The organism is Ensifer oleiphilus, assembly GCF_013371465.1.
In the GTDB taxonomy this organism is placed as follows: domain Bacteria; phylum Pseudomonadota; class Alphaproteobacteria; order Rhizobiales; family Rhizobiaceae; genus Ensifer; species Ensifer oleiphilus.
This window is the reverse complement of record NZ_JABWDU010000013.1, coordinates 69,240-91,309: the sequence shown is the minus strand read 5'-3', so window position 1 is coordinate 91,309 and position 22,070 is coordinate 69,240. Positions and strand designations below refer to the sequence as shown.

At 62.7% G+C, this 22,070-nt stretch carries 17 protein-coding genes; 6 read left to right on the top strand and 11 right to left on the bottom strand.

Translation table 11 applies throughout. The features are described from left to right. Nucleotides 1-386 precede the first annotated feature (386 nt). Entirely contained in the window at nt 387-2,342 is a 1,956-nt protein-coding gene (locus HT585_RS30285; RefSeq protein ID WP_176356485.1) for a M23 family metallopeptidase, read from the top strand. 115 nt (nt 2,343-2,457) lie between these two features. Here HT585_RS30285 and clpB read toward each other — a convergent pair whose 3' ends face one another. Beyond that, nucleotides 2,458-5,064 (bottom strand): ATP-dependent chaperone ClpB, encoded by a 2,607-nt coding sequence (gene clpB, locus HT585_RS30280; RefSeq protein ID WP_176356484.1) that lies wholly within the window; start codon nt 5,062-5,064, stop codon nt 2,458-2,460. A 302-nt stretch (nt 5,065-5,366) separates the two neighbouring features. Continuing rightward, nucleotides 5,367-6,374, bottom strand: a complete 1,008-nt coding sequence (locus HT585_RS30275; protein ID WP_176356483.1) for an NAD(P)-dependent oxidoreductase — start codon at nt 6,372-6,374, stop codon at nt 5,367-5,369. Between the two features lie 249 nt (nt 6,375-6,623). Here HT585_RS30275 and HT585_RS30270 point away from each other — a divergent pair, with 249 nt between their 5' ends. Then, on the top strand, nt 6,624-7,208 hold the full coding sequence (locus HT585_RS30270; RefSeq protein ID WP_176356482.1) for a TetR/AcrR family transcriptional regulator: 585 nt from the start codon (nt 6,624-6,626) through the stop codon (nt 7,206-7,208). A 212-nt stretch (nt 7,209-7,420) separates the two neighbouring features. Here HT585_RS30270 and HT585_RS30265 read toward each other — a convergent pair whose 3' ends face one another. The 5 genes from HT585_RS30265 to HT585_RS30245 form a co-directional block, all read right to left on the bottom strand. Beyond that, nucleotides 7,421-8,107 carry a DUF4167 domain-containing protein gene (locus tag HT585_RS30265; RefSeq protein ID WP_176356481.1) on the bottom strand — a complete coding sequence of 229 codons (687 nt, stop codon included), beginning with the start codon at nt 8,105-8,107 and terminating at the stop codon, nt 7,421-7,423. A gap of 332 nt (nt 8,108-8,439) precedes the next feature. Beyond that, nucleotides 8,440-9,309, bottom strand: a complete 870-nt coding sequence (gene prmC, locus HT585_RS30260; protein ID WP_176356480.1) for a peptide chain release factor N(5)-glutamine methyltransferase — start codon at nt 9,307-9,309, stop codon at nt 8,440-8,442. A gap of 5 nt (nt 9,310-9,314) precedes the next feature. Beyond that, entirely contained in the window at nt 9,315-10,397 is a 1,083-nt protein-coding gene (prfA, locus tag HT585_RS30255) for a peptide chain release factor 1 (protein WP_176356479.1), read from the bottom strand. Between the two features lie 71 nt (nt 10,398-10,468). Further along, nucleotides 10,469-12,736, bottom strand: coding sequence for a phosphoenolpyruvate--protein phosphotransferase (ptsP, locus tag HT585_RS30250; protein ID WP_077500968.1), 2,268 nt, complete (start codon nt 12,734-12,736; stop codon nt 10,469-10,471). A 90-nt stretch (nt 12,737-12,826) separates the two neighbouring features. Further along, nucleotides 12,827-14,101 carry an aspartate kinase gene (locus HT585_RS30245; RefSeq protein WP_112811748.1) on the bottom strand — a complete coding sequence of 425 codons (1,275 nt, stop codon included), beginning with the start codon at nt 14,099-14,101 and terminating at the stop codon, nt 12,827-12,829. 371 nt (nt 14,102-14,472) lie between these two features. On the opposite strand from HT585_RS30245, the gene HT585_RS30240 reads away from it, so the two are divergent. From HT585_RS30240 to HT585_RS30225, 4 genes are all read left to right on the top strand, one after another. After that, nucleotides 14,473-15,252 (top strand): hypothetical protein, encoded by a 780-nt coding sequence (locus HT585_RS30240; RefSeq protein ID WP_176356490.1) that lies wholly within the window; start codon nt 14,473-14,475, stop codon nt 15,250-15,252. Nucleotides 15,253-15,283: 31 nt separating this feature from the next. Continuing rightward, the gene (locus HT585_RS30235) at nt 15,284-16,360 is read left to right on the top strand and encodes a linear amide C-N hydrolase (protein ID WP_176356478.1); all 1,077 of its coding nucleotides are present in this window, start codon (nt 15,284-15,286) and stop codon (nt 16,358-16,360) included. 421 nt (nt 16,361-16,781) lie between these two features. Further along, a complete protein-coding gene (locus HT585_RS30230) occupies nt 16,782-18,314 on the top strand; it encodes an ABC-F family ATP-binding cassette domain-containing protein (protein WP_176356477.1) in 1,533 nt (510 codons plus the stop codon). 65 nt (nt 18,315-18,379) lie between these two features. Further along, nucleotides 18,380-18,589, top strand: coding sequence for a TOBE domain-containing protein (locus HT585_RS30225; protein ID WP_176356476.1), 210 nt, complete (start codon nt 18,380-18,382; stop codon nt 18,587-18,589). A 4-nt stretch (nt 18,590-18,593) separates the two neighbouring features. Here HT585_RS30225 and tsaA read toward each other — a convergent pair whose 3' ends face one another. Genes tsaA through HT585_RS30205 form a run of 4 tightly spaced genes read right to left on the bottom strand, consistent with a single transcriptional unit; the run spans nt 18,594 to nt 21,968 of the window. Beyond that, on the bottom strand, nt 18,594-19,118 hold the full coding sequence (gene tsaA / locus HT585_RS30220; protein ID WP_176356475.1) for a tRNA (N6-threonylcarbamoyladenosine(37)-N6)-methyltransferase TrmO: 525 nt from the start codon (nt 19,116-19,118) through the stop codon (nt 18,594-18,596). Nucleotides 19,119-19,132: 14 nt separating this feature from the next. Further along, the gene (locus HT585_RS30215) at nt 19,133-19,909 is read right to left on the bottom strand and encodes an ABC transporter ATP-binding protein (RefSeq protein ID WP_176356474.1); all 777 of its coding nucleotides are present in this window, start codon (nt 19,907-19,909) and stop codon (nt 19,133-19,135) included. Beyond that, nucleotides 19,906-20,934: a FecCD family ABC transporter permease gene (locus tag HT585_RS30210; RefSeq protein WP_176356473.1), complete on the bottom strand. Its 1,029-nt coding sequence runs from the start codon at nt 20,932-20,934 to the stop codon at nt 19,906-19,908. Before HT585_RS30210 ends, HT585_RS30215 begins: the two co-directional genes overlap by 4 nt. Further along, nucleotides 20,931-21,968: an iron ABC transporter substrate-binding protein gene (locus HT585_RS30205; protein WP_176356472.1), complete on the bottom strand. Its 1,038-nt coding sequence runs from the start codon at nt 21,966-21,968 to the stop codon at nt 20,931-20,933. The genes HT585_RS30210 and HT585_RS30205 overlap by 4 nt, the downstream gene beginning before the upstream one ends. Nucleotides 21,969-22,070: the final 102 nt, after the last annotated feature.

The window sequence follows — 22,070 nt, the reverse complement described above, 5'->3', positions numbered from 1 at the left end:
GCAGCGCCGCCGCCCTCGTCAGTGATCGGGCTTATAGACCCCACACCTCGAACACGTCAACAGGCAATTTCAAAAAAGATGACAGTTTTCTGACAAACCCCGCAAATGCGGGCTTTTTATCCCGAAAAAACTTTGGACCGCGCCCGATCGGCCTGTGGAGACACATTTTGGCCCTCACTTCTTCACAATCCGTCGCTCTAAGCGAGATTATCGGCGCGTCACGCGGGGGGCGCACGGGGTACGCGGGGGGCACGCATATACGCGTGTGCACTCCCCTCCCCTATACTCCCCATGGATTTGACTCCCGTGTGCGAAAGATGCACATCTTCGCGCAACGTATCGTCTGCAAGAATACGGCAAGAGAAATCAGGGGCCCCCAGCTCGGAATGATCACCGACAAGAAAATGGTCCGGTCGCTCGGCGACCAACCGCCGATCCTTGCGGACGGCCGGCGCGCGCCGGACAGGCGCGAGATTTCGTTGCGCTGGCTCTCCGGCACATTTCTGACCGGCATCACCTCCAGCCTGCTCATGGGCGTCGCTCTCTTCGCAGCGCTCGACGGCCGCCAGCAGCTGGCAATCCCGGCTGAAGCCTACGCGGCGCTCGACGCGTCGAACGGCGGCAACGCCCCGGTCACGGCCAAACGCGGCGACCGGATCCTTTCGCCCAACATCGTTGCCAAGCCGGCCGACAAGACCGTTATGGAAGTCTCGACGATGATCCATGACGGCGAGAAGGAAGTGGTGCGCAAGCAGCCCTTCGTTCACGTCAAGATGGCGCTTGCCGCCAACCACCAGGTTTCCGACAGCTATCCGGACTTCGATCCACTGGCGATCTTCTCCACCGACGACGCCGATGCCGAACCGCAGGTCGCGCGCACCGGCACGCTCTACGGCTCGAACGTCGATTCCGAGGTGGCGCTGAAGACGGTCGATTTCCCGATCAATGGCTCAAGCCTCACCTTCGACAGTTCGATGTCGCTCGACGAGGTCGAGGAAAACGTGCGCACCAACGGTTCGGTCCTGACCGAAGGCAGCACCCAGGTCGCTTCCCTCTTCTACGTCGACCCGCAGCGCTTCGCCTCCGACAGCGACGGCCTCGACCTTTTGCAGGGTCTGACGGCACGCATCGTCGAACAGAACAAGAGTGATGCTGCCTACGAGAGCATCAACGAACAGAGTACCGAATACGCCGACGATATCATTCCGGTGCGCCGCAAGACCGGCATCGCGACCGCCATGGTCAATGCCGGCTACGCCAAGGCGCAGGCCGAAGACGCCGCCTCCTATATCGGCGACGCGCTCGGCGCCAAGGAATTGAACGACGGCGACGTGCTGCGCATCGGTATCATCCAGAAGGGCGAAGAAGCCCGCATCGTTCGCGCCACCATCTATTCGCGCAACCGCCATGTGCTGACGATGGCCGTCGACGATGGTGGCCGCTTCGTTCCCGGCGCCGAACCGCCGAAGCTCGATGCGGTTGCGACCGCCTTCGACGACAACGGCACGCCGACGATCACCAGCACCCACGATCTGCCGCGCGTCTATGACGGTATCTACCGCGCGGCTCTCTCCTACGGCATGAACGCCGACATGGTCGGGCTCGTAGTCAAGCTGCTCGCCAGCAATGTCGACTTCCAGGCGCAGCTGAAGCCGACGGATTCGCTCGAAGCCTTCTTCTCGGTCACCGACGATCGCGGCATGGCGACGGCGGAGTCCGAGCTGCTCTACGTCAAGGCGAAGTTCGGCGACGCCGAAACGACCTTCTACCGCTTCCAGGATCCGGACGACAATTCGATCGACTACTTCAACAGCGAAGGCAAGAGCATCCGGCAGTTCCTGCTGCGCAACCCCGTACCGAACGGCCACTTCCGCTCCGGCTTCGGCATGCGCCGCCACCCGATCCTCGGCTTCTCGCGCATGCACACCGGCGTCGATTGGGCAGCCCCCCGCGGCACGCCGATTATCGCGGCCGGCAACGGCACGGTGGAGAAGGCCGGCTGGGATTCCGGCGGATACGGCAACCAGACGCTGATCCGCCATGCCAACGGCTATGTCTCGTCCTACAATCACCAGAGCGCGATCGCCAAGGCCGTCAAGGCCGGCGCGAAAGTGGTCCAGGGCCAGGTGATTGGCTGGGTCGGCACGACAGGTCTTTCGACCGGTCCGCACCTGCATTACGAGCTGATCGTCAACGGCAACAAGGTCGACCCGTTGCGCATTCGCCTGCCGGGCGGCAAGTCGCTTGGCGGCGACGCCATGGCGAAGTTCGAGAAGGAACGCGACCGCATCGACGAGCTGCTGAACAAGGACGGCAACGGCAGCGAAGTCGCCAGCAAGTAACCTGCGCGATCGCGCGGGCACCCCCTCCCCCGCAGCCCCTCACATCATCTTCCGTGCATGACGCAAAAGGCCGCCCCGAAGGGCGGCCTTTGTCCGTTGCTTGCATTTTTACAGTTTACGCGGCTTCCTTTTCAGCGCCGGCACCACGCTTGAAGTTCAGCCGGTCGGAGCCGGCCAGAACCTTGATGGTGGATCCGTCTGGGAACTCGCCCTGCAGGATCTTCTCGGCGAGCGGATCCTGAAGATACTTCTGGATCGCCCGCTTCAACGGCCGTGCCCCATAGGCCGGATCGTAGCCCTTTTCGGCCAGGAACGCCCTTGCGTCGTCCTCCAGCTCCAGCGAGATCTTGCGCTCGGACAACAGCTTGAGCAGCCTTGCCAGTTGGATATCGACGATCGCGCCCATTTCCGAGCGACGCAGCCTGTGGAACAGGATGATCTCGTCGACGCGGTTGAGGAACTCCGGCCGGAAGGCCGACTTGACGACATCCATCACCTGGTCGCGAACCACATCGCTGTCTTCATTTTCGCCGAGCCCGACCAGATACTCCGCGCCGAGGTTCGAGGTCATGATGATCATCGTGTTGCGGAAGTCGACGGTGCGGCCCTGACCATCGGTCAGGCGGCCGTCGTCGAGCACCTGCAAGAGCACGTTGAAGACATCCGGATGCGCCTTCTCGATTTCGTCGAACAGCACGACCTGATAGGGCCGGCGGCGGACGGATTCGGTCAGCGCGCCACCTTCCTCGTAGCCGACATAGCCCGGAGGGGCGCCGATCAGCCGGGCGACCGAGTGCTTCTCCATGTATTCCGACATGTCGACACGCAGAAGCGCGGTCTCGTCATCGAACAGGAAGCGGGCGAGCGCCTTGGTCAGTTCGGTCTTGCCCACCCCGGTAGGTCCAAGGAAGATGAACGAGCCGATCGGCCGGTTTGGATCCTGAAGGCCGGCACGGGCGCGACGAACGGCACGCGACACCGCCTGGACGGCATCGCCCTGGCCGACGACCCATTTCGCCAGTTCGTCTTCCATCCGGAGCAGCTTGTCACGCTCGCCTTCCAGCATCTTGTCAACCGGAATGCCGGTCCAACGCGACACGATATGGGCGATGTTGTCGGGGGTCACGACCTCCTGCACCATCGGATTGGCGTTGGCGTTCTCCTGGCTTTCGGCGTCGGCAAGCTCCCTCTCAAGCTTCGGGATGACACCGTAAGTCAACTCACCGGCGCGCTGGAACTCACCCTTGCGCTGGACGATCGCCAGTTCATTGCGGGCTTCTTCGAGCTGCTTCTTGAGGTCGGCGGCGCGGCCAAGCTTCTGCTTTTCCGACTGCCAACGGGCCGTCAGCGCCGAGGCCTGCTCTTCGAGCGAGACCACGTCGAGTTCGAGCTTTTCCAGCCGATCCTTCGACGACGTGTCGGTTTCCTTCTTCAGCGCTTCCCGCTCGATCTTCAGCTGCATGATGCGCCGGTCGAGTTCGTCGAGCTCTTCCGGCTTGGAATCCACCTGCATGCGCAGCCGCGACGCAGCCTCGTCCATCAGGTCGATCGCCTTGTCCGGCAGGAACCGGTCGGTGATATAGCGGTTGGAAAGCGTCGCGGCGGCCACCAGCGCGGAATCGGAGATCCGCACCTTGTGATGCTGCTCGTATTTTTCCTTGAGGCCACGCAGGATCGAGATCGTGTCCTCGACCGTCGGCTCCTCGACCATGACGGGCTGGAAGCGGCGGGCAAGGGCAGCGTCCTTTTCGACGTGCTTGCGGTATTCGTCGAGCGTGGTCGCGCCAACACAATGCAGTTCGCCGCGTGCCAGCGCAGGCTTCAGGAGGTTGGAGGCGTCCATCGCCCCTTCGGCCTTGCCGGCACCGACCAGCGTGTGCATTTCGTCGATGAACAGGATGATCTCGCCGTTTTCCGCCTGCACTTCGTTGAGCACGGCCTTCAGCCGCTCTTCGAACTCGCCGCGGAATTTCGCGCCTGCAATCAGTGCGCCCATATCGAGCGCCATCAGTTGCTTGTCCTTGAGGCTTTCCGGCACGTCGCCATTGACGATGCGCAGCGCAAGACCCTCGGCGATCGCCGTCTTGCCGACGCCGGGCTCACCGATCAGGACAGGATTGTTCTTGGTCCGGCGCGACAGCACCTGGATCGTGCGACGGATTTCGTCGTCACGGCCGATCACCGGGTCGAGCTTGCCTTCGCGCGCATCGGCGGTCAGGTCACGGGCATACTTCTTCAGGCTGTCGAAGCCTTGCTCGGCATTGGCGCTGTCGGCCGTGCGGCCCTTGCGAATGTCGTTGATGACCTGGTTGAGCTTGGTCGGCGTCACGCCGGCTTTCTTCAGGATGTCGGCGGTGGCGGCCGTGCTTTCGATCGCCAATGCCAAGAGCAGGCGTTCGACGGTCACGAAGCTGTCGCCGGCCTTCTTGGCTGCCTCTTCCGCGCTCGAAAAAACGCGTGCGAGCGGCTGCGACAGATAGACCGACCCGTTGCCACCGGAAACCTTCGGCAATTTTGCGAGCGCTGCATCATTGCCGGCGCGCGCTTCGCGCACATCGCCACCCGCCCGCTCGATCAGCGAGGCGGCCATGCCCTGGTCGTCATCGAGCAGGACTTTGAGCACATGCTCGGGCGTGAACTGCTGGTGTCCCTGCGCCAGCGCATAGGTCTGCGCCGATTGCAGAAAACCGCGCACGCGTTCGGAATATTTCTCGATATTCATACTTTACCTCCATAGCCCACCAGGCCCGTCACGCGGCACCCGCTGGTGTTTCAGGATCAGGCTCCCGCATTCGGCGAACCTGTCATTGGGCGTCGATCCACGCCTTGCGCGGGATCAACATGTCCGAACGGAATATGGGGCAGCGGTTTAGGAAATTAAAGAGCTGATTGCATGTCGCAAATAGGAAATCTTGTCAGCGACGAAAACGACCACGCAACTTTGCGATGCGTGGTCGTTTGCAAGTAGATGTCACGCGTTACCATGATGCGTCGAACGAACGCGCCTCGGTAGTGGCAGACGGATCAGCGATCGACGAACGACGTGCCGAACTCCTTCATCCGCGAGACATAGTATGCCGGCTCGATCAGGACCTCCGGCAGGTAGAGACCCGCCTTAGGCGGCTCGCCGCCGGCAAGGCCGAGCATGCGTTCGACCGCCAGCGCGACGCCGAGCGCCGTCAGCGGCGCCTGTCCCTCAGGATGCACGATCGCATGCCTGCGCGCGAGGCGGGATCCGTCTTTCGACTTGCCGTCGATTTCAAGCGCGATCTCCGTCGAGAACGGCTCGCCGCGACGGCGGCTGGCGGAAACGCTGTAAGCCAGATCCAGACGGATCTCCTTTGCACCTGTCTTGGCGGCCAGCGCCATGACGTCGAAGGGCGAATAGGCGGCAGCATCAAGCTCGACGCCATCGACACTGGTGTAGCGTGCACTCGCCTCCTGCCCGCTCACCCAATGCAGCTTGCCGTCCTTGACCGTGAGCGAGGCCGGCGCCGTGCCGGTGATGCGATTGTAGTCGGCAAGGGCCGCTGGCCCGCCCATATCCTCCTCGTCAAGCAGCACGCCGATGCGGATCGCGTCGACGGTTTCATACGACGAGAGCGCATCGAGCACTGGGAAGATCGCGGCGCCCGCAAGCCAATGGCTGGCGAGCAGGATCGGCGCCTTGTCCGGCGCATGAATGTACTGTGCGACCTCGGGACCGATCTCGAACGTTCCGCTGGAAACGCTGACATATGGGATTTGCTTGTTCTGCGCGTAGCGCATCGACGTCAGTCTCTCGTCCTTGACGAAGATCACGACGGCGCTGAATTCGGTATCGCCGACCAAACCAAGATCGTCACGGTCGAGATCGATCCGCACCCCGGTGGCCGTGCCAACCTCGCTGGCAACAGTTTGCGCCCGTGCCAGATCCCGACCGCCGATGGCCAGCGGCAGATCGGGGTACAGCCTGCGGATCGCCTTGGCCGCCAGCGACCCGACGACACCCGAACCGCCGATGATCAGCACGGGTGAGAACTTGCTCGACATGTTCATATCTCCTAGACGGGAAGGAGGCCGGCATTTTTGCCAACCTACTATCAGTAAGTTACTATTGGTAGATAAGTAGCGAATGTGCCGCGTCAAGGGATGTGGATATTTTATCGCCGGCAGCGCCGCGCGTCTTATCAGACGCGCAAAGGCCGCTGTAGCACTCTGAATTGCTGCCGTTTCTATCCTTGAACCGAATACGATTTCAGGAAACATGCGGCGGCATGAATGACCCGAGGAGAGCAGCCGATGCCAAAGACGGCGATCAGGAAACTTGCCAAGCCCGAGCGGCGTGCCCAGCTCCTTGAAACGTCCAAGGAGATCTTGCGGGAGTGCGGCGGCGATGCTCTTACGCTCGGTCATCTTGCCGAGCGCGCAGGCGTCAGCAAACCAATCGCCTACGAGCACTTCGGTACCCGCGAGGGGCTGCTGATCGCGCTTTCACGCGAGATCGAGACCCGCCATGCCGACAAGTTGAAGCGCGCGCTCGGCAATGCGCCAAATGACCTGTCGTCAGTGGCCGGCACCATCAGCGCTGTCTACATCGGCTGCGCCGTCGAGAATGGTTTGGAATGGCAGGCAATGGCAGGCGCGCTGCGTGGCAATGCCGAGATGGACCGAGTTCAGCAGGAACTTGCCGACGACTATGTCGCGCTCATCGGCGGCGCCGTCGCCCCCTTTTCCAATCTTTCCAAGGATGATCTGCGCCTGCGCTGCGCCGGCCTTGCCGGTGCTGCGGAAACGATTGCCCGCGAATTTGTCCGTGGCCGAGCGACCGAGGAGAATGCGGCAGCCACTCTAGCAGCCTTGATCGTCAACGGCATTGGCGCCTGATGGGCGGCACCTTGAAGCGGTCTTGGCGCGATCGACCGAGTGGCTCATATCAAAGCATCTTACCCGCCTTCAGTGGTGCCACCTGAAAGCTGGATGCTCCAGCTGGCTGCAGCCACCGCTCGATAATCCAGGCAACAAAAAACCCGGCCGCAAGGCGGACCGGGCTTTTGATGTCTGCTTTTCCCGGGCCGCATGCGCGGCCCTGCGAAGACTTACTCGGACGCGGCCAGTGCCGGCGTTTCCGGAGGCGCTTCGCCAGAAGCTTCGCCTTCGCCGGCAGCTTCATCCGTTGCACTGCGGCGCGGACGGCGCGGGCGCGGTGCGCTGCGGCGGCGCGAAGCCGCACGGCCGGAAGCCGCTGGCGTCTCTTCTTCCATGGCCACTTCGGCCGGCGTGCCTTCGATGACGGGCTGCGGGCCCGAACCGTCGATCACCGGCTGCTGTTCGACGACCACCACTGGAGCCGGAGCGGCTGCAACCTGGGCCGGCGCTTCGTCGGCGTAGCCCTGATCCAGATCGTCCTGATCCTGATCCTGGTCCTGGTCGTTGCCATCCTGTCCGCGGAAATCCTGGCGCTCTTCGCGCTGGAAGCGGTCCTGCATCTGGGCCTGTGCGGCTGCGATGATGCGGTTGTAATGCTCAGCATGCTGAAGATAGTTTTCAGCAATGACACGGTCGCCAGAGCTCTGCGCGTCACGAGCCAGTGCCGAGTACTTCTCGGCGATATGCTGCGCGGTACCGCGAATCTTCACGTCCGGACCCGAACTATCATAGGTCCGTGTCAGGGGATTGGATCCCTTGCGGTTATGATTGTTGTTATTTCCGTTGTTGTTATTGTTATTGTTATTATTGTTGTTATTCCGCCCGCGGCCGCGCTTGTTTTGCTGTCCTGGCCTCATAGTACATTCACCCGAATTCTCTTGATAATGATGATCATGTGGTTTCGTCTTCCGGCCGGATAAGTCCGCGCCCGACAGAGCGCGCGCCGGTGAGCCCGCACATTGGCGGCTTCGGCGCCGACTGGCGTCAAATTAACAGGTACCTGCACAAGGCACTGTTGAACCCTAGCAACTCTTTCTTGAGAGCAATCCCCGTGGCCAGGTCATACCGGAACGAATCTTAGGTCCATGACCATCTGCCCAGTGCGCGGGCAAACTAGCCCGCTTCCTCTGGGATTCCAAGCCCTTTCTTTGCGTCTGCAAGAAAGAAGATGCGCAAGTGCAGCATTTTTTCAACGGTCGAAGCTACGCCCGAAGATCAGCACCCGGTCGTTGCCGCCCAGATCCTTGGCTTCTTCGCGCAAACGGAAGTTCTCGGCATTAAACAATGCCGTAACCGCCTCTTTCTGATCGAAACCGATTTCCAAGCCTATCACGCCGTTTGTCTCAAGATGATGACCGGCCTGAAGGGCGATGGCACGATAGGCATCAAGCCCGTCGTCTCCGCCATCGAGCGCTGCGGCTGGATCGTGCAATCGCACTTCCGGCTCAAGCTCTGCCACCACACTGGACCGTATATAAGGCGGATTTGAGACGATGGCGTCGAACCGGCCCTCCACACGCTCGAACCAGTTGCTGCGCAAGGCCTCGAAGCGATCCGATAGCCCAAGCGCCTCGGCATTTGCGCTCGCCGTCGCCAACGCGTCCTGCGATATATCGGTGGCCGTGCCTCGCGCTTCAAGAACGCTGGATAGCAAGGCCAGGCAGATCGCCCCGGTGCCCGTGCCGAGATCGAGGAGCCGGCAGCTCCCCTTCGCCGCAACGGTTTGGCGCAGATAGGGGATCATGCGATCGACGAGGGTTTCCGTATCCGGCCGCGGCTCCAGTGTTTCCCGCGACAGTTTGAGCGGCAGCCCGAAGAACTCCCGCTCACCCAGAATGCGGTAAACCGGCTCGCGGGCAACGCGTCGCTCGACGGCCGCCCGCACCCTGACGGCATCGGCCTCAGAAACCGTATCCCGGCCGCGGGTCACGACATCGGCCAGCGAAAGCCCGAGCAGGCCCGAGACCAGATGGCGCGCGTCGAGCGCAGCATGCTCGATGCCGGCCGCCGTCAGGCGATCCCGGCTTTCCGACACGAGACGCGCGAGCGTGGCCGTCATCTCGGTCAGCCCCGCTGCTCGCCGAGGAGCGCCAGCTGGCTCGCCTGGTAGTCGGCCAGCAACGCATCGACCACCTCGTCGATCTCGCCCATCATCATCCGGTCGAGCTTGTAGAGCGTCAGGTTGATGCGGTGATCGGTAATGCGCCCCTGCGGAAAGTTGTAGGTGCGAATACGCTCGGAGCGGTCGCCCGATCCAACCTGGCTCTTGCGATCGGCCGAACGTTCGCTGTCTGCGCGCTGACGCTCCATGTCGTAGAGCCGGGACCGCAACACCTGCATCGCCTTGGCGCGGTTCTGGTGCTGCGACTTTTCGGAACTGGTGACGACGAGGCCAGTCGGGAGATGGGTGATACGCACTGCCGAGTCCGTCGTGTTGACGTGCTGTCCGCCGGCACCCGACGAGCGCATGGTATCGATGCGGATGTCTTCGGGGCGAACCTCGATGTCGATCTCCTCGGCTTCCGGCAGCACGGCGACGGTTGCGGCCGAGGTGTGAATGCGGCCGCTCGCCTCGGTCTCGGGCACACGCTGGACGCGGTGCACGCCGGATTCGAATTTCAGTCGGGCGAACACGCCGCGGCCGGAAACAGTCGCGATGATTTCCTTGAAACCGCCGGCTTCGCCTTCGCTCGATGACAGCACTTCGACCTTCCAGCCCTTTCCGGCCGCATAACGCTCGTACATCCGGAACAGGTCGCCGGCAAAGAGCGCCGCCTCGGAACCACCGGTTCCCGCGCGGATTTCGAGGATCGCACTCTTTTCGTCGGCAGCATCCTTCGGCAAGAGCAGGATCTGGATTTCCTGCTCCAGTTGCTCGATCGCCTCGATGACGTCGGGCTTTTCCATCTCGGCGAGGTCGCGCATATCCTTGTCGGTCGTCCTATCGGCCAACATGGCATTGATATCGGCAAGCTCGGCCGTCGCCTTTTCGTAGGCGCGGATCTTGGTCACGACCGGCTGCAGTTCGGAATATTCCGACGCCAGCTTCACATAGACGTCGGCTGCCGGTCCCGCCGACATGCGGGCCTCGATCTCGCCGAACCGTCGTTCCAGTTCGCGCATTTTCTCAATGGGAAGCTTTGCCAAGTGTCACTCCAAATGCACTTCGCCTCGCCCGAATCATAACCCGGACGAGGACAAAACCGCTTCAAATCTATCTAAACCGGGATGCCGTTTGCTGCAGCGAAATCGATGAGGATCTGGCGAACCGGCGTCTGGTCGCGCGTATCGTCAAGCGCCGCGTTCAGCACCTCACCGAGCTTGGTAGCATCGAGAGCCAGGAGCATCGCCTTGATCGGGCCGACCGCCGTCGGTGACATCGACACCGAGCGGTAGCCGAGACCGAGCAGCGCCATGGCCGACAACGGCTTGCTCGCCATCTCGCCGCACAGGGTCACCGGCGTCTGATGGCGCTCACCGCCGCGCACGATATCGCGCAGGATGCGGAGGAAAGGGCGGCCAAGCACGTCGAAACGGTCTGAGACGCGGGCATTGCCACGATCGACCGCCATGGCGAACTGGAACAGATCGTTCGAACCGACCGAGACGAAATCCACTTCGCTCATCAACTCGTCGAGCTGCCACAACAGCGCCGGCACTTCCAGCATTGCGCCGAACTGCAGCTTGCGCGGCAGCTGTTCGCCGAGCTTCGACTGGCGCTCGATTTCCTTTTGCAGGAGCTCGCGGGCTTCCTTCAGCTCCGAGACCTCGGTCACCATCGGCAGCATCAGCTTGAGTTCAAGGCCGGCCGCCGCGCGCAGCATGGCGCGCAGCTGGGTGCGCAACAGCCCGGGCCGGTCGAGCGAAAGGCGGATCGCCCGCCATCCGAGCGCCGGATTCTCCTCTTCCGCTGCGCGGAAATAGGGAACCACCTTGTCGCCGCCGATATCGAGCGTGCGGAAGGTCACCGGCTTGCCGCCGGTCTGCTTGAGCACGCTGCGATAGAAGGCTTCCTGCTCTTCCGCCTTCGGCATGGTCGAGGCGATCATGAACTGAAGTTCTGTGCGGAAGAGGCCGATACCCTCCGCGCCCGCCTCGTTCAGATGCGGCAGGTCGACCAGAAGGCCGGCATTCATCTGCAGCGTGATGCGCTTGCCGTCCTTGGTCAGCGGTTCGACATCCCGAAGCGCACGAAACTGCGCCTGACGACGGGCGCGGAAACGCACCTTTTCCTCATAGGCGCGCTGCAGGTCGGCCAGAGGCCGCAGGTGTACCTTGGCGTCATCGCCATCGATGATCACGGCATCGCGGTTTTCCGCAAGCGCCACGGCACCCGCCGCCTGGCCGACCACGGGAATACCCATGGCGCGGGCAACGATGACCACGTGGCTGGTGACGGCACCCTCTTCAAGGACAAGGCCGCGAACGTTTTCGCGCGGATAATCGAGAAGCTCGGCAGCCCCCATCGCACGGGCGACGACCACGGCATCGGTCGGGAAATCGCTCGCCGAGAGCTTGGCGCCATAGCCGGACAGCTGGCGCAACAGCCGGTTGGCGAGGTCGTCGAAATCGTGCATGCGCTCGCGCAGATAGGGATCCGTCAGCCGGATCATCCGCGCCTTGGTCTCGCTCTGCACCCGCTCGACGGCGGCTTCGGCCGTCAGGCCGTTGCGGATCGCCTCTTCCAGCTTCCGCACCCAGCCGCGGTCATGGGCAAACATGCGATAGGTCTCGAGCACCGCGCGGTGCTCGCCCTCCATCGACACTTCGCGCCGCGACAGCATGTCGTCGATCGAGATCCGCAGCGATCCGAGCGCCTCTGCAAGCCGCTGCAATTCCTGGTCCGTATCCTCGTTCAGAAGATTGGTGACGACGATCCTCGGCTCGTGCAGCACGACATAACCAAGGCCGATGCCTTCGCCATAGCTGTTGCCATCGATCGACACCGGACGCGACAGGTCGAGTTCGAGGCCTGGCTTGGTGATCTTCTTCAACTCGCCGGTTGCGACCATTTCGGCCAGAACCATGGCGGTCGTTTCCAGCGCCTCGACTTCGTCTTCCCGGTAGTTGCGCATCGCCTTGTTCTGCACGACGAGAACGCCGAGCGCACGGCCGGTGCGCAGGATCGGCACGCCGAGGAACGAGTGATAGATCTCTTCACCGGTTTCCGGCAGGTAGGTGAAGGCTGGGTGCGCCTGGGCGTCGGACAGGTTGAGCGGCCGCGCGGATGCCGCAATGGTGCCGACGAGGCCCTGCCCCATCTTCAATTGCGCCAAGTGGACGGCGGTCTTGTTCAGACCTTCGGTCGCGTAGAGTTCGAGCACCCCGTCGGAACGCAGCACATAGACCGAACACACTTCCGCGACCATGTTCTGTGCGATCTGGCGCACGATCCGGTCAAGGCGCTCCTGTGGCTCGAGCGGTTCCGCCATCAGTTCGCGCAACCGCTTGAGGAGAACGCGCGGACCTGCGGATAGGTCTCTCATCGCGTGGGGTCCCCCAAAAAAGAGTAGACGACGGCGGCGGAAGAATTCGCAGCCAAAACCGCTGCGAATCCCAAATCAGTCACCTGTCGACTAACTCTTATCGAGACCGTAAGCGGAATGCAAAGTGCGAACTGCCAATTCGGCATAGGGGCCGTCGATCAGGATCGAGATCTTGATTTCCGACGTGGTGATCGCCTTGATGTTGATGCCCTTGTCGGCGAGCGCGCGGAATGCCGATGCGGCAACGCCGGCATGGCTGCGCATGCCGATGCCGATGACCGAGACCTTGACGAGGCCAGCTTCCGACTGGATCACGTCGTAGCCGATCTTGTCCTTGTTGTCGCCGAGCACGCGCAGGGCCTTGTCGACATCGCCCGATGGAACGGTGAAGGTCATGTCGGTCTTCGAACCATCTTCCGAGATGTTCTGGACGATCATGTCGACATTGATATGGGCTTCAGCCAGAGGCCCGAAGATCGCCGCGGAAACGCCCGGCCGGTCGGAAAGACGGCGCAGCGAAATCTGGGCTTCATCCTTGGCATAGGCAATGCCGGTTACGACTTCCTGTTCCACGATTTCTTCCTCATCACAAATCAGCGTGCCGGGCGGATTGAGAAGGTCACCCATGCCCGGCGCATCGGGATCCTCGAAAGACGAGCGCACGAAGGTACGGACCTTGTGCACCATGGCAAGCTCGACAGAGCGCACCTGCAGCACCTTGGCGCCGAGCGATGCCATTTCCAGCATTTCCTCGAACGCGATCTTTTTCAGACGCCGCGCCTTCGGCTCGATGCGCGGGTCGGTCGTGTAGACGCCGTCGACGTCGGTGTAGATGTCGCAACGGTCGGCCTTGACGGCTGCGGCAATCGCAACAGCCGACGTGTCTGAGCCACCGCGACCGAGCGTCGCCAGGCGGTTGTCCGGGCCAAGCCCCTGGAAACCGGCGACCACGGCAACCTGGCCCTCGCCCATTCGGCGGATGATTTCGGCGCCCTCGATGTCGAGGATGCGCGCGGCGCCATGGGCGTTGTCGGTGCGGATCGGGATCTGCCAGCCCTGCCAGGAGCGCGCATTGATGCCCATCGACTGCAGCGCGATCGCGAGAAGTCCGGACGTCACCTGTTCGCCCGAAGCGACGATGGCGTCGTATTCGCGCGCATCGTAGAACGGCGCGTTGCTGCCGGCGACCTTGGGCATGTTCTGCACCCAGCCGACCAGTTCGTTGGTCTTGCCGGACATGGCGGAAACGACGACCGCAACCTCGTGGCCGGCGTCGACTTCACGTTTCACATGGCGGGCAACGTTGTGAATGCGGTCCAAATCAGCGACGGAAGTTCCGCCGAATTTCATCACGATGCGTGCCATTTCGCCTCTACCGGTACCGAATGTTTGCGCGTGAGCGCGTGACAGGAAAGCGCCCCCGTCGGCGCCCGACGGTCAAAAAGCTTGGGAGACTTCTCGGACATCGGCCAATCACCGCTTCGGGGAGCGGAAAGTCGCGGCGTCTCTTAGCGGATCGGGGGGCGGGGCGCAATGGCAAGAAGGCAGGAATAAGGCCAACGGAGCACGCAAGATCGACAGCGCGGGACGGTCGGTGTCCGATCGGTCGGTGCGCAATTGCCACTTGAAATTGCAGCGTCTGCAGCTAGGCTGCTCTCATCGTCGGAGAGGGTCCGCTGATGCAGCCATCGCTTAGCCATGCCGCCGCGCGACACACGCGCCGCTTCGTTCTCGCAATGCCGGTTTTTCTTGGCGCATCTGTCGTCGCGTCGGCCGCCGATTTCGACACGCAGCGCATGGCGCCGGAGCGTGATTGGACGGTGATCATCAGCCCTTATGTCTGGGCGGCGAGCCTGAAGGGAAGCGGCTCGCTTGCCGGCTTCGACACCGATGTCGACGTCCCCTTCTCCGATACTTTGGAGCATCTCGACCTCGCCGCGATGGGCAATATCGAGGTGACCAACGGTCAATGGGGCGTCTATTTCGACGGCCAGTATGTGCGCACCAGCCAGGATGAGCAGGTGCAAGCCCACGAGATCGGCCTCGATATCCGTATGACCTGGCTTGCAGCAGGTCTCTTCTACAAGGTCTACGAAGACGAGCTTGGCGGTGACACGGTGTTCGGCAAGCCCCGCACGTTTTCGATCGAGCCGACCGTCGGCCTGCGCTGGACGAAGCTTGAGGCGGACGTCTCCGCCTTCGGCCTCAACGCGACCAAGAGTGCCAACTGGACGGATCCGTTCGTTGGGGTCCGCTTCAACGGCGACCTCGACGAGCGCTGGAACCTCGTCGGCGAGGTCGATGTCGGCGGCTTTGACGTCGGTTCCAAGTTGAGCGTCAACGCCCAGACCTATCTCGGCTATAGAACCGAAATGCTCGGGCACCCCACAATCCTGCGAGGAGGCTATCGCATGCTCTATCAGGACTACGAGAACGACGACTTCACCGGGGCCAACACGTTCCGCTGGGATGTCAACGAGCACGGACCCGTGCTCGGTTTCTCGATGGTGTTTTAGACCGATCGCTATACGCACAAGGAGTGAAGCCATGACCATCAAGGCAATTCGCACCGCACGAACGCTGAGCACCACCCTCCTTGCGTCCTTGCTCGTCCTTGCCCAGGTGCCAGCAGAGGCATGTACGCGCCTCGTCTATCTCGGCCCCGATGATACGATCATCACCGCGCGCTCAATGGACTGGAAGAGCGATGTCGCGACCAATCTCTGGGTGCTGCCCCGTGGCATCAAGCGCAACGGTCAGACCGGCCCCAACTCCTTCGAATGGACGGCGAAATTTGGCAGTGTGGTCGCAACCGGATACGACGTTTCGACAACCGACGGCGTCAACGAAGCGGGCCTCAACGCCAACCTTCTCTGGCTGGTGGAATCCGAATATCCGAAACTGGACGACAACAGGCCGGGTCTGACGATCGCCGCCTGGGCACAGTATGTGCTCGACAGCTTTGCGACGGTGGAAGAGGCCGTGGCTGCGCTCGAAAAAGAGCCCTTCACCATCGTCACCGAAAACGTGCCTGGCGAAAACCGGCTGACGACGTTGCACCTGTCGATCTCCGACCGCAGCGGCGACAGCGCGATCGTCGAGTACATCGGCGGCAAACAGATCATCCACCATGACCGCAAATACCAGGTCATGACCAACTCGCCGACCTTCGACCAGCAACTCGCGCTCAACAGCTACTGGAAGCAGATCGGCGGCACCGTCATGCTACCGGGAACCAACCGCGCCGCCGACCGCTTCGCGCGAGCGTCCTTCTACGTCAACGCCATCCCGAAGGAAGAGGATGCCAACCGGGCGCTTGCCAGCGTCTTCAGCGTCATCCGCAACGTCTCTGTGCCCTATGGCCTCAACACGCCGGAAGAACCGAACATCTCCTCCACCCGCTGGCGGACGGTGGTCGATCACAAGCGTAAGCTCTATTTCTTCGAGTCTGCGCTGACCCCCAATACGTTCTGGGTCGATCTGAACAAGATCGACTTCTCGGAAGCAACCGGGAAGGTCATGAAGCTCGATCTCGGAGAAAACCAGGACCATACCTACTCGGGCGACGCGACCGGCGACTTCAAGCAGGCCGAACCGTTCAAGTTCCTCGGCGTGGATATGTAGGGGAGTTGCCGGCTTTGCGATTGGCCCGCGCTCCGGGTCGGCAGGCCCGACGCGTCCCCTTGAAAGCTGCTCGCGGCGGTGGTAAACACGCGCTGCAACTCGATTGTGAAAGGAGGGCTACGTTGTGATGACATTTTTCCGGCACCACCGCCAGCGTGGCCCCGTCAACGCCCTGCAAATGCGTTTGCAGGGCTGACCGGTACAATCGCTTCGCGTCTTCGCGAACCTTATCCCTGGTCTGCCCCAGTGTGGTGCGGCTGAAAACCGTTTCGGTTTGAAGGCCCGCGCCGTTTTCCATACCGAGCCGACGCGGCCCGAACATGGCACGATATCGTGCATCGGGCCCGACATTCCACCCAAACCGGCAGACGTTTGCCGCCCGTGGATGTCAGTCGTCGCTCGCGCAGTCCAGAGAACGAACATGGCCTTGATCAATATCCGCAACCTCGCCGTCACCCTCAGCACGGCGCTGTTTTCCAACCTCAACCTTTCGATCGCCGCCGGTGATCGGCTCGGCATCGTCGCGGCCAACGGGCGCGGCAAATCCACCCTGCTCCGGTCGATCGGCGGCAGCTTCGAGCCGACGACCGGTGAGATCACTCGCTCGCGCGGGCTGACCATTGGCCATGTCGAGCAGAATGTGCCGGCAGCGCTTTTGCCCTTGTCGTTCCACGATGCGGTGCTCTCAGCGCTGTCGAGCGAGCAGGCCGACAGCGAGAGCTGGCGCGTCGACATCGTGCTCGACCAGTTCGACGTGCCCGAAGCGCTTCGTCAGCGCACTGTCGCGGAGTTGAGCGGCGGCTGGCAACGGCTGGCGCTGCTCGCACGCGTCTGGGTGACCGATCCCGACGCGCTGCTTTTGGACGAGCCGACCAACCACCTCGACCTCGCCAAGATCGCAAGGCTCGAATCCTGGCTGAACGCTCTGCCGCGCGACGTGCCGGTCATGATAGCGAGCCACGACCGCGCCTTCCTCGACGCCACCACCAATCGCACGCTGTTCCTGCGCCCGGAGCAATCGCCGATTTTTGCCCTGCCCTATTCGCAGGCGCGGGCAGCGATCGATGAACTCGACGCTTCAGAGGAGCGGCGCTACCAGCGCGACATGAAGGTGGCGCAGCAATTGCGGCGTCAGGCGGCCAAGCTGAACAATATCGGCATCAACTCCGGCAGCGATCTTCTGACGGTGAAGACCAAGCAGCTGCGCCAGCGCGCCGACCGGTTGGAGGATGCGGCCAAGCCCGCCCATCAGGAGCGTTCGGCAGGTGCAATCCGGCTTGCCAATCGCGGCACGCACGCGAAGATCCTGGTGACGCTCGATGACGTCCAGGTGGAAACACCCGATGGCACCCCGCTTTTCCGCACCGGAAGACGCTGGATCTGCCAGGGCGACCGGATCGTCCTGCTCGGTGAAAATGGCGCCGGCAAGACACGGCTGGTCAACCTCATCCGTACCGCGATCGAAGAGCCGGCGCGGGCGCCCGAAACACTGAAAGTCACGCCTTCCCTCGTGCTCGGCTACAGCGACCAGGCGCTCGCGGGGCTTTCGGACAAGGAGACGCCGCTTGCTGCCCTTTCGCGCCGATTCTCGCTGAGCGACCCGAAAGTGCGCTCGCTGCTCGCCGGCGCCGGTGTCGGCATCGACATGCAGGACAAGCCGGTCGGCAGGCTCTCCGGTGGACAGAAGGCGCGTCTCGCGATGTTGGTGCTTCGTCTGCGCGAGCCCAACTTCTACCTTCTCGACGAGCCGACCAACCACCTCGACATCGAGGGCCAGGAGGCGCTGGAAGACGAGCTGATGAAAAACGAGGTCAGTTGCCTGCTGGTTTCTCACGACCGCAGCTTTGTGCGCAACGTCGGCGATCGGTTCTGGTTGATCGAAAGGCGGCGTCTGGTCGAGGTGGAAGACCCCGAGGATTTCTTCGCAGCGGCCGCGCAAGGCGACGGGAGCTGATCGACAAGGGGCGCGCGACAGTTGTCGCGCGCCGCCATTTGACGGGCGCGCCTTCGCCGACCCGAGTGACAATCCGCGCACGCAATCGTTTCAAGGGCAAGGTCGTCGATCTCGTCAAAGCGGTAACGGCCGCGCATGTGCGCATCGATCTCGGCGGCGGGGCCATCGTCACGGCCTCGATCACCAACGAGGCGGTCGATGAACTCGGCCTCAAGGTCGGCGGCGACGCCCATGCCGTCATCAAGGCGTCCGACGTGATGGTCGCGATCGACTAAGCGTTCATACCTTCTTGCAGTAATGGGCGGTGCCATTGTCGCCGGTCTCGAAGTCGCCCGGCTGCGGCGGCGCGATCGGCTTGAACAGCGTGCGGTCGGGCTTGAGGTCGATGAGCGGCGTGCCGTCGAGGCAATCGAGCCCGCGCACCAAGAGCACACTGCCTTCGACCGCTTCCAGCTGGACGATCGAGGTACCGATCGGGTTCGGCCGCACCGGCGAACGCAGCGCAAATGTGCCGTGGGTTTCGCCATTGTTGGCCGGACTTTGCAAGACGAGATCGCGGCGGGACCGGTCGAGCCAATAGAGGATCTCCAGCCGCTCGAAGCGCTCGACGCCCTTCAGCGCCTCGACCCAGGGCGCAAAGATCTCGATCCGGCAGATCGGCCCATCATGGCGTCCTTGGCGGGGGCAGCCGAGCCTTGAAACCCATGGCGTCGAAATGCGACCGATGAAGGTCAGGCCGGCATCGGTTGCCTCGGGCGGCGTGATCGAGACTTCGTTTTCTCGGATTTCATTTTCCCGAACCATTCGCATTCCTTCCGTCAGGTCTTGTTTCGTGGTGCGCAGAGGCGGGCGTTGCTGCCCGCAAGCATGCCGATCACCACATCGATGTCATAGAGCTGCTTCAGCGCTTCTGCCGTCAGCACGGCTTCGGGTAGTCCGAGTGCCGCGAGCCTCGATTGGAACACCAGAGCCACCCGGTCGGCCACCTGAAAGGCGTGGTCGGGATTGTGCGTGGACAGAACGATCGAAACGCCCTCGCCGGCAAGCTCGCGCACCCGGTCGAGCACCCGCATCTGGTGGCCGTAGTCGAGGCTCGCCGTCGGTTCGTCCATCACCAGGATCGACGGTTCCTGCGCCAGCGCTCGGGCGATCAGCGCGATCTGGCGTTCCCCGCCACTGATCTCGGTATAGGCGCGGCCTGCCAGATGGCCGATGCCGAGCCGCTCCAGAGTGGCGGCGGTGATGTCGCGGTCACGCCGGCCGGGGGTTGCAAACATGCCGACATGCGGCGCCCGGCCCATCAACACCAGATCTTCCACCGTGAAAGGAAATAGCGCCGCATGCGCCTGCGGCACATAGGCGATGCGCGATGCCCGCTCGCGGCCGGACCAAGAGCCGATTGGCTGGCCATCCAGCCGGATCGAGCCCGCCCTCAGCGGAACGAGACCGAGAAGGCTCTTGAACAGTGTCGTCTTGCCCACGCCGTTCGGGCCGAACAGCACCAGCACTTCGTTTTCCTCGAGCGTGAAGCTGATGTCCTGCCCGACGAGGCGACTGCCATAGCCGAAGGCGATCCGATCGATCTCGAGCCTCATTGCCAGCCCTTTCGCCCTGACGCGAGCAGCCAGAGGAAGAACGGTGCGCCAACCGTCGCTGTGAGGATGCCGAGCGGCACTTCGATCAGCGCAATGCTGCGCGCCAGCATATCGGCAACAAGCAAATAGGCGGCACCGAGGGCCATCGACACCGGCAAGAGCCGGACGAAATCCGGGCCGACGAGCAGCCGCGCCACATGGGGGATGACGAGACCGATCCAGCCGATGATGCCGGTGATCGAGACGGAAGCAGCGGTGATCAGCGTTGCCGCAAGCACCAGCACCACGCGCAACCGGCCGGTATCGATGCCGAGCGATCTCGCCTCTTCTTCGCCAAGCGTCATGACATTCATTCGCCAGCGCAGGAGAAAGAGCGGGATGATGCCGATGACAAGCGCCGGCAGGATGGAAACGATATCGCCAGATGTCACCGAGGCGAGGCTGCCGAGCAGCCAATAGGTGATTGCCGGCAACTGATCATAGGGATCGGCGAGGATCTTGATCAGCGATATGCCGGCACCGACAAGCGCCCCGACCGCTATGCCCGCCAGCACGAGGACGAGTATCGGATCGCGGTTGCGGATCGCTGCCGCAACCGCATAGACCGAGAGCACGGCAATCAGCCCGCCGGCAAAACTCATGAACTGGATGACGCCGACCGGCAGCGACAGGAAGATGCCGACCACTGCGCCAAAACTGGCGCCCGCGGAGACCCCGAGAATATCCGGCGAGACCAGCGGGTTGCGAAACAGGCCCTGATAGATGGCACCGGCCGCTGCAAGGGCCGCGCCGACGGCAAGCCCAGCGAGCACGCGCGGCAGGCGGATGTTCCAGAACACCGTTGCCACCGTCTCATCCGCCGGCGCACCGCTGAGCAATGCCCGGATCTGGCCAAGCAGATCCGACAGCCCGGCGTCGAACTTGCCGACGGTCATCGAGAGAGCAGCAAGCGACACCAAGCCGACGATCGCAAGCAGCCATCCCGGCCCGACCCATCCCCGCCTCAGAACCATTCGCTTTGTCATTGCGCTTCCGGCAGGGCACCCTTGAGCAGGGTCGCGAGTTCCGCATCATCAAGATCCACCTGGTAGAAGAGCTTGTAGAATTCGCGCGCCTCGGCTTTCAGGTCACCCTTGTAGATGTCACCGTAAAGCAGTGCCTCCAGCCAGCGGATACCGATCAGCCGGTTGATGCCGGGTGGCGAATCGAACCAGCCGAACGGCAGCGACGGTGGTATAAACACCTGCCCCTTTTCGACAGCCTGCACCTTGCTCCACACGGGATCTGCTGCAACCGCCGAGGCGAACTTGCGGCTCGCGGCAATGATCACTTCCGGGTTCCAAGCGAGCACCTGTTCTGGCGAAACCTGGGTGAGACTGCCTTTTCCGGAAGAGGCGGCCACATTGACGGCGCCGGCGGCCTCAAGAATTTCAAGATTGATCGATCCGGCAAGGCCGGTCTCCAGGCCATCCGGACCCCGTCCATAATAGACTCGCGGACGCTTGTCGGCTGGCACCGCCGCCATGGTCGCGCCAAGCTCACTCAGCGTCTCGTCGGCATAGTCTGCGAGCTTGCCAGCCCGCTCTTCAGCGCCGAGCATCACGCCGAGGCTGCGCAGGGTCTCCGCACTTTTGCCGAAGGAACCGTCGATCAGCACATAGGGAATTCCGGTCTGGCTCTGCACCTTGTCGGCAAGCGAGGCATAGGTCGCATCCACCGTGCCGACGTCGATGATGACATCCGGCTTGGCCGCAAGCACCGCCTCGATGTTCGCCGTCCCGCCCTTGCCGGTCAGTCGGCCATAGGTCGGCAGACCGCGCACCGCCTCCATCAGGTAGGGCTTTTCGTCCTCCTTCGGCTCGCGTACCCAACCGGCCAGTTTTTCCGGCGCGATGGCGTAGATCAGCACCGATGCCGGCGGACCGGCCGCCAGCACCTTGCCGATATGATCGGGAAGCTCGACCGTGCGCCCGGCCGCATCGGTGAAGGGTTTTGCCTCGATCGCAAGCGGCATGAGGGCGAGAAGGGCGCCGACGGCGCAGCCAAGATATCTGATCATGGTGAAGCCTCTGGATGGAGGTGCGGACGATGGTTCGGCGCGACTATGGCACAGCGTTATATCCGATGGAACATCTCGATTGACAACCCTCTCCGACGCCAA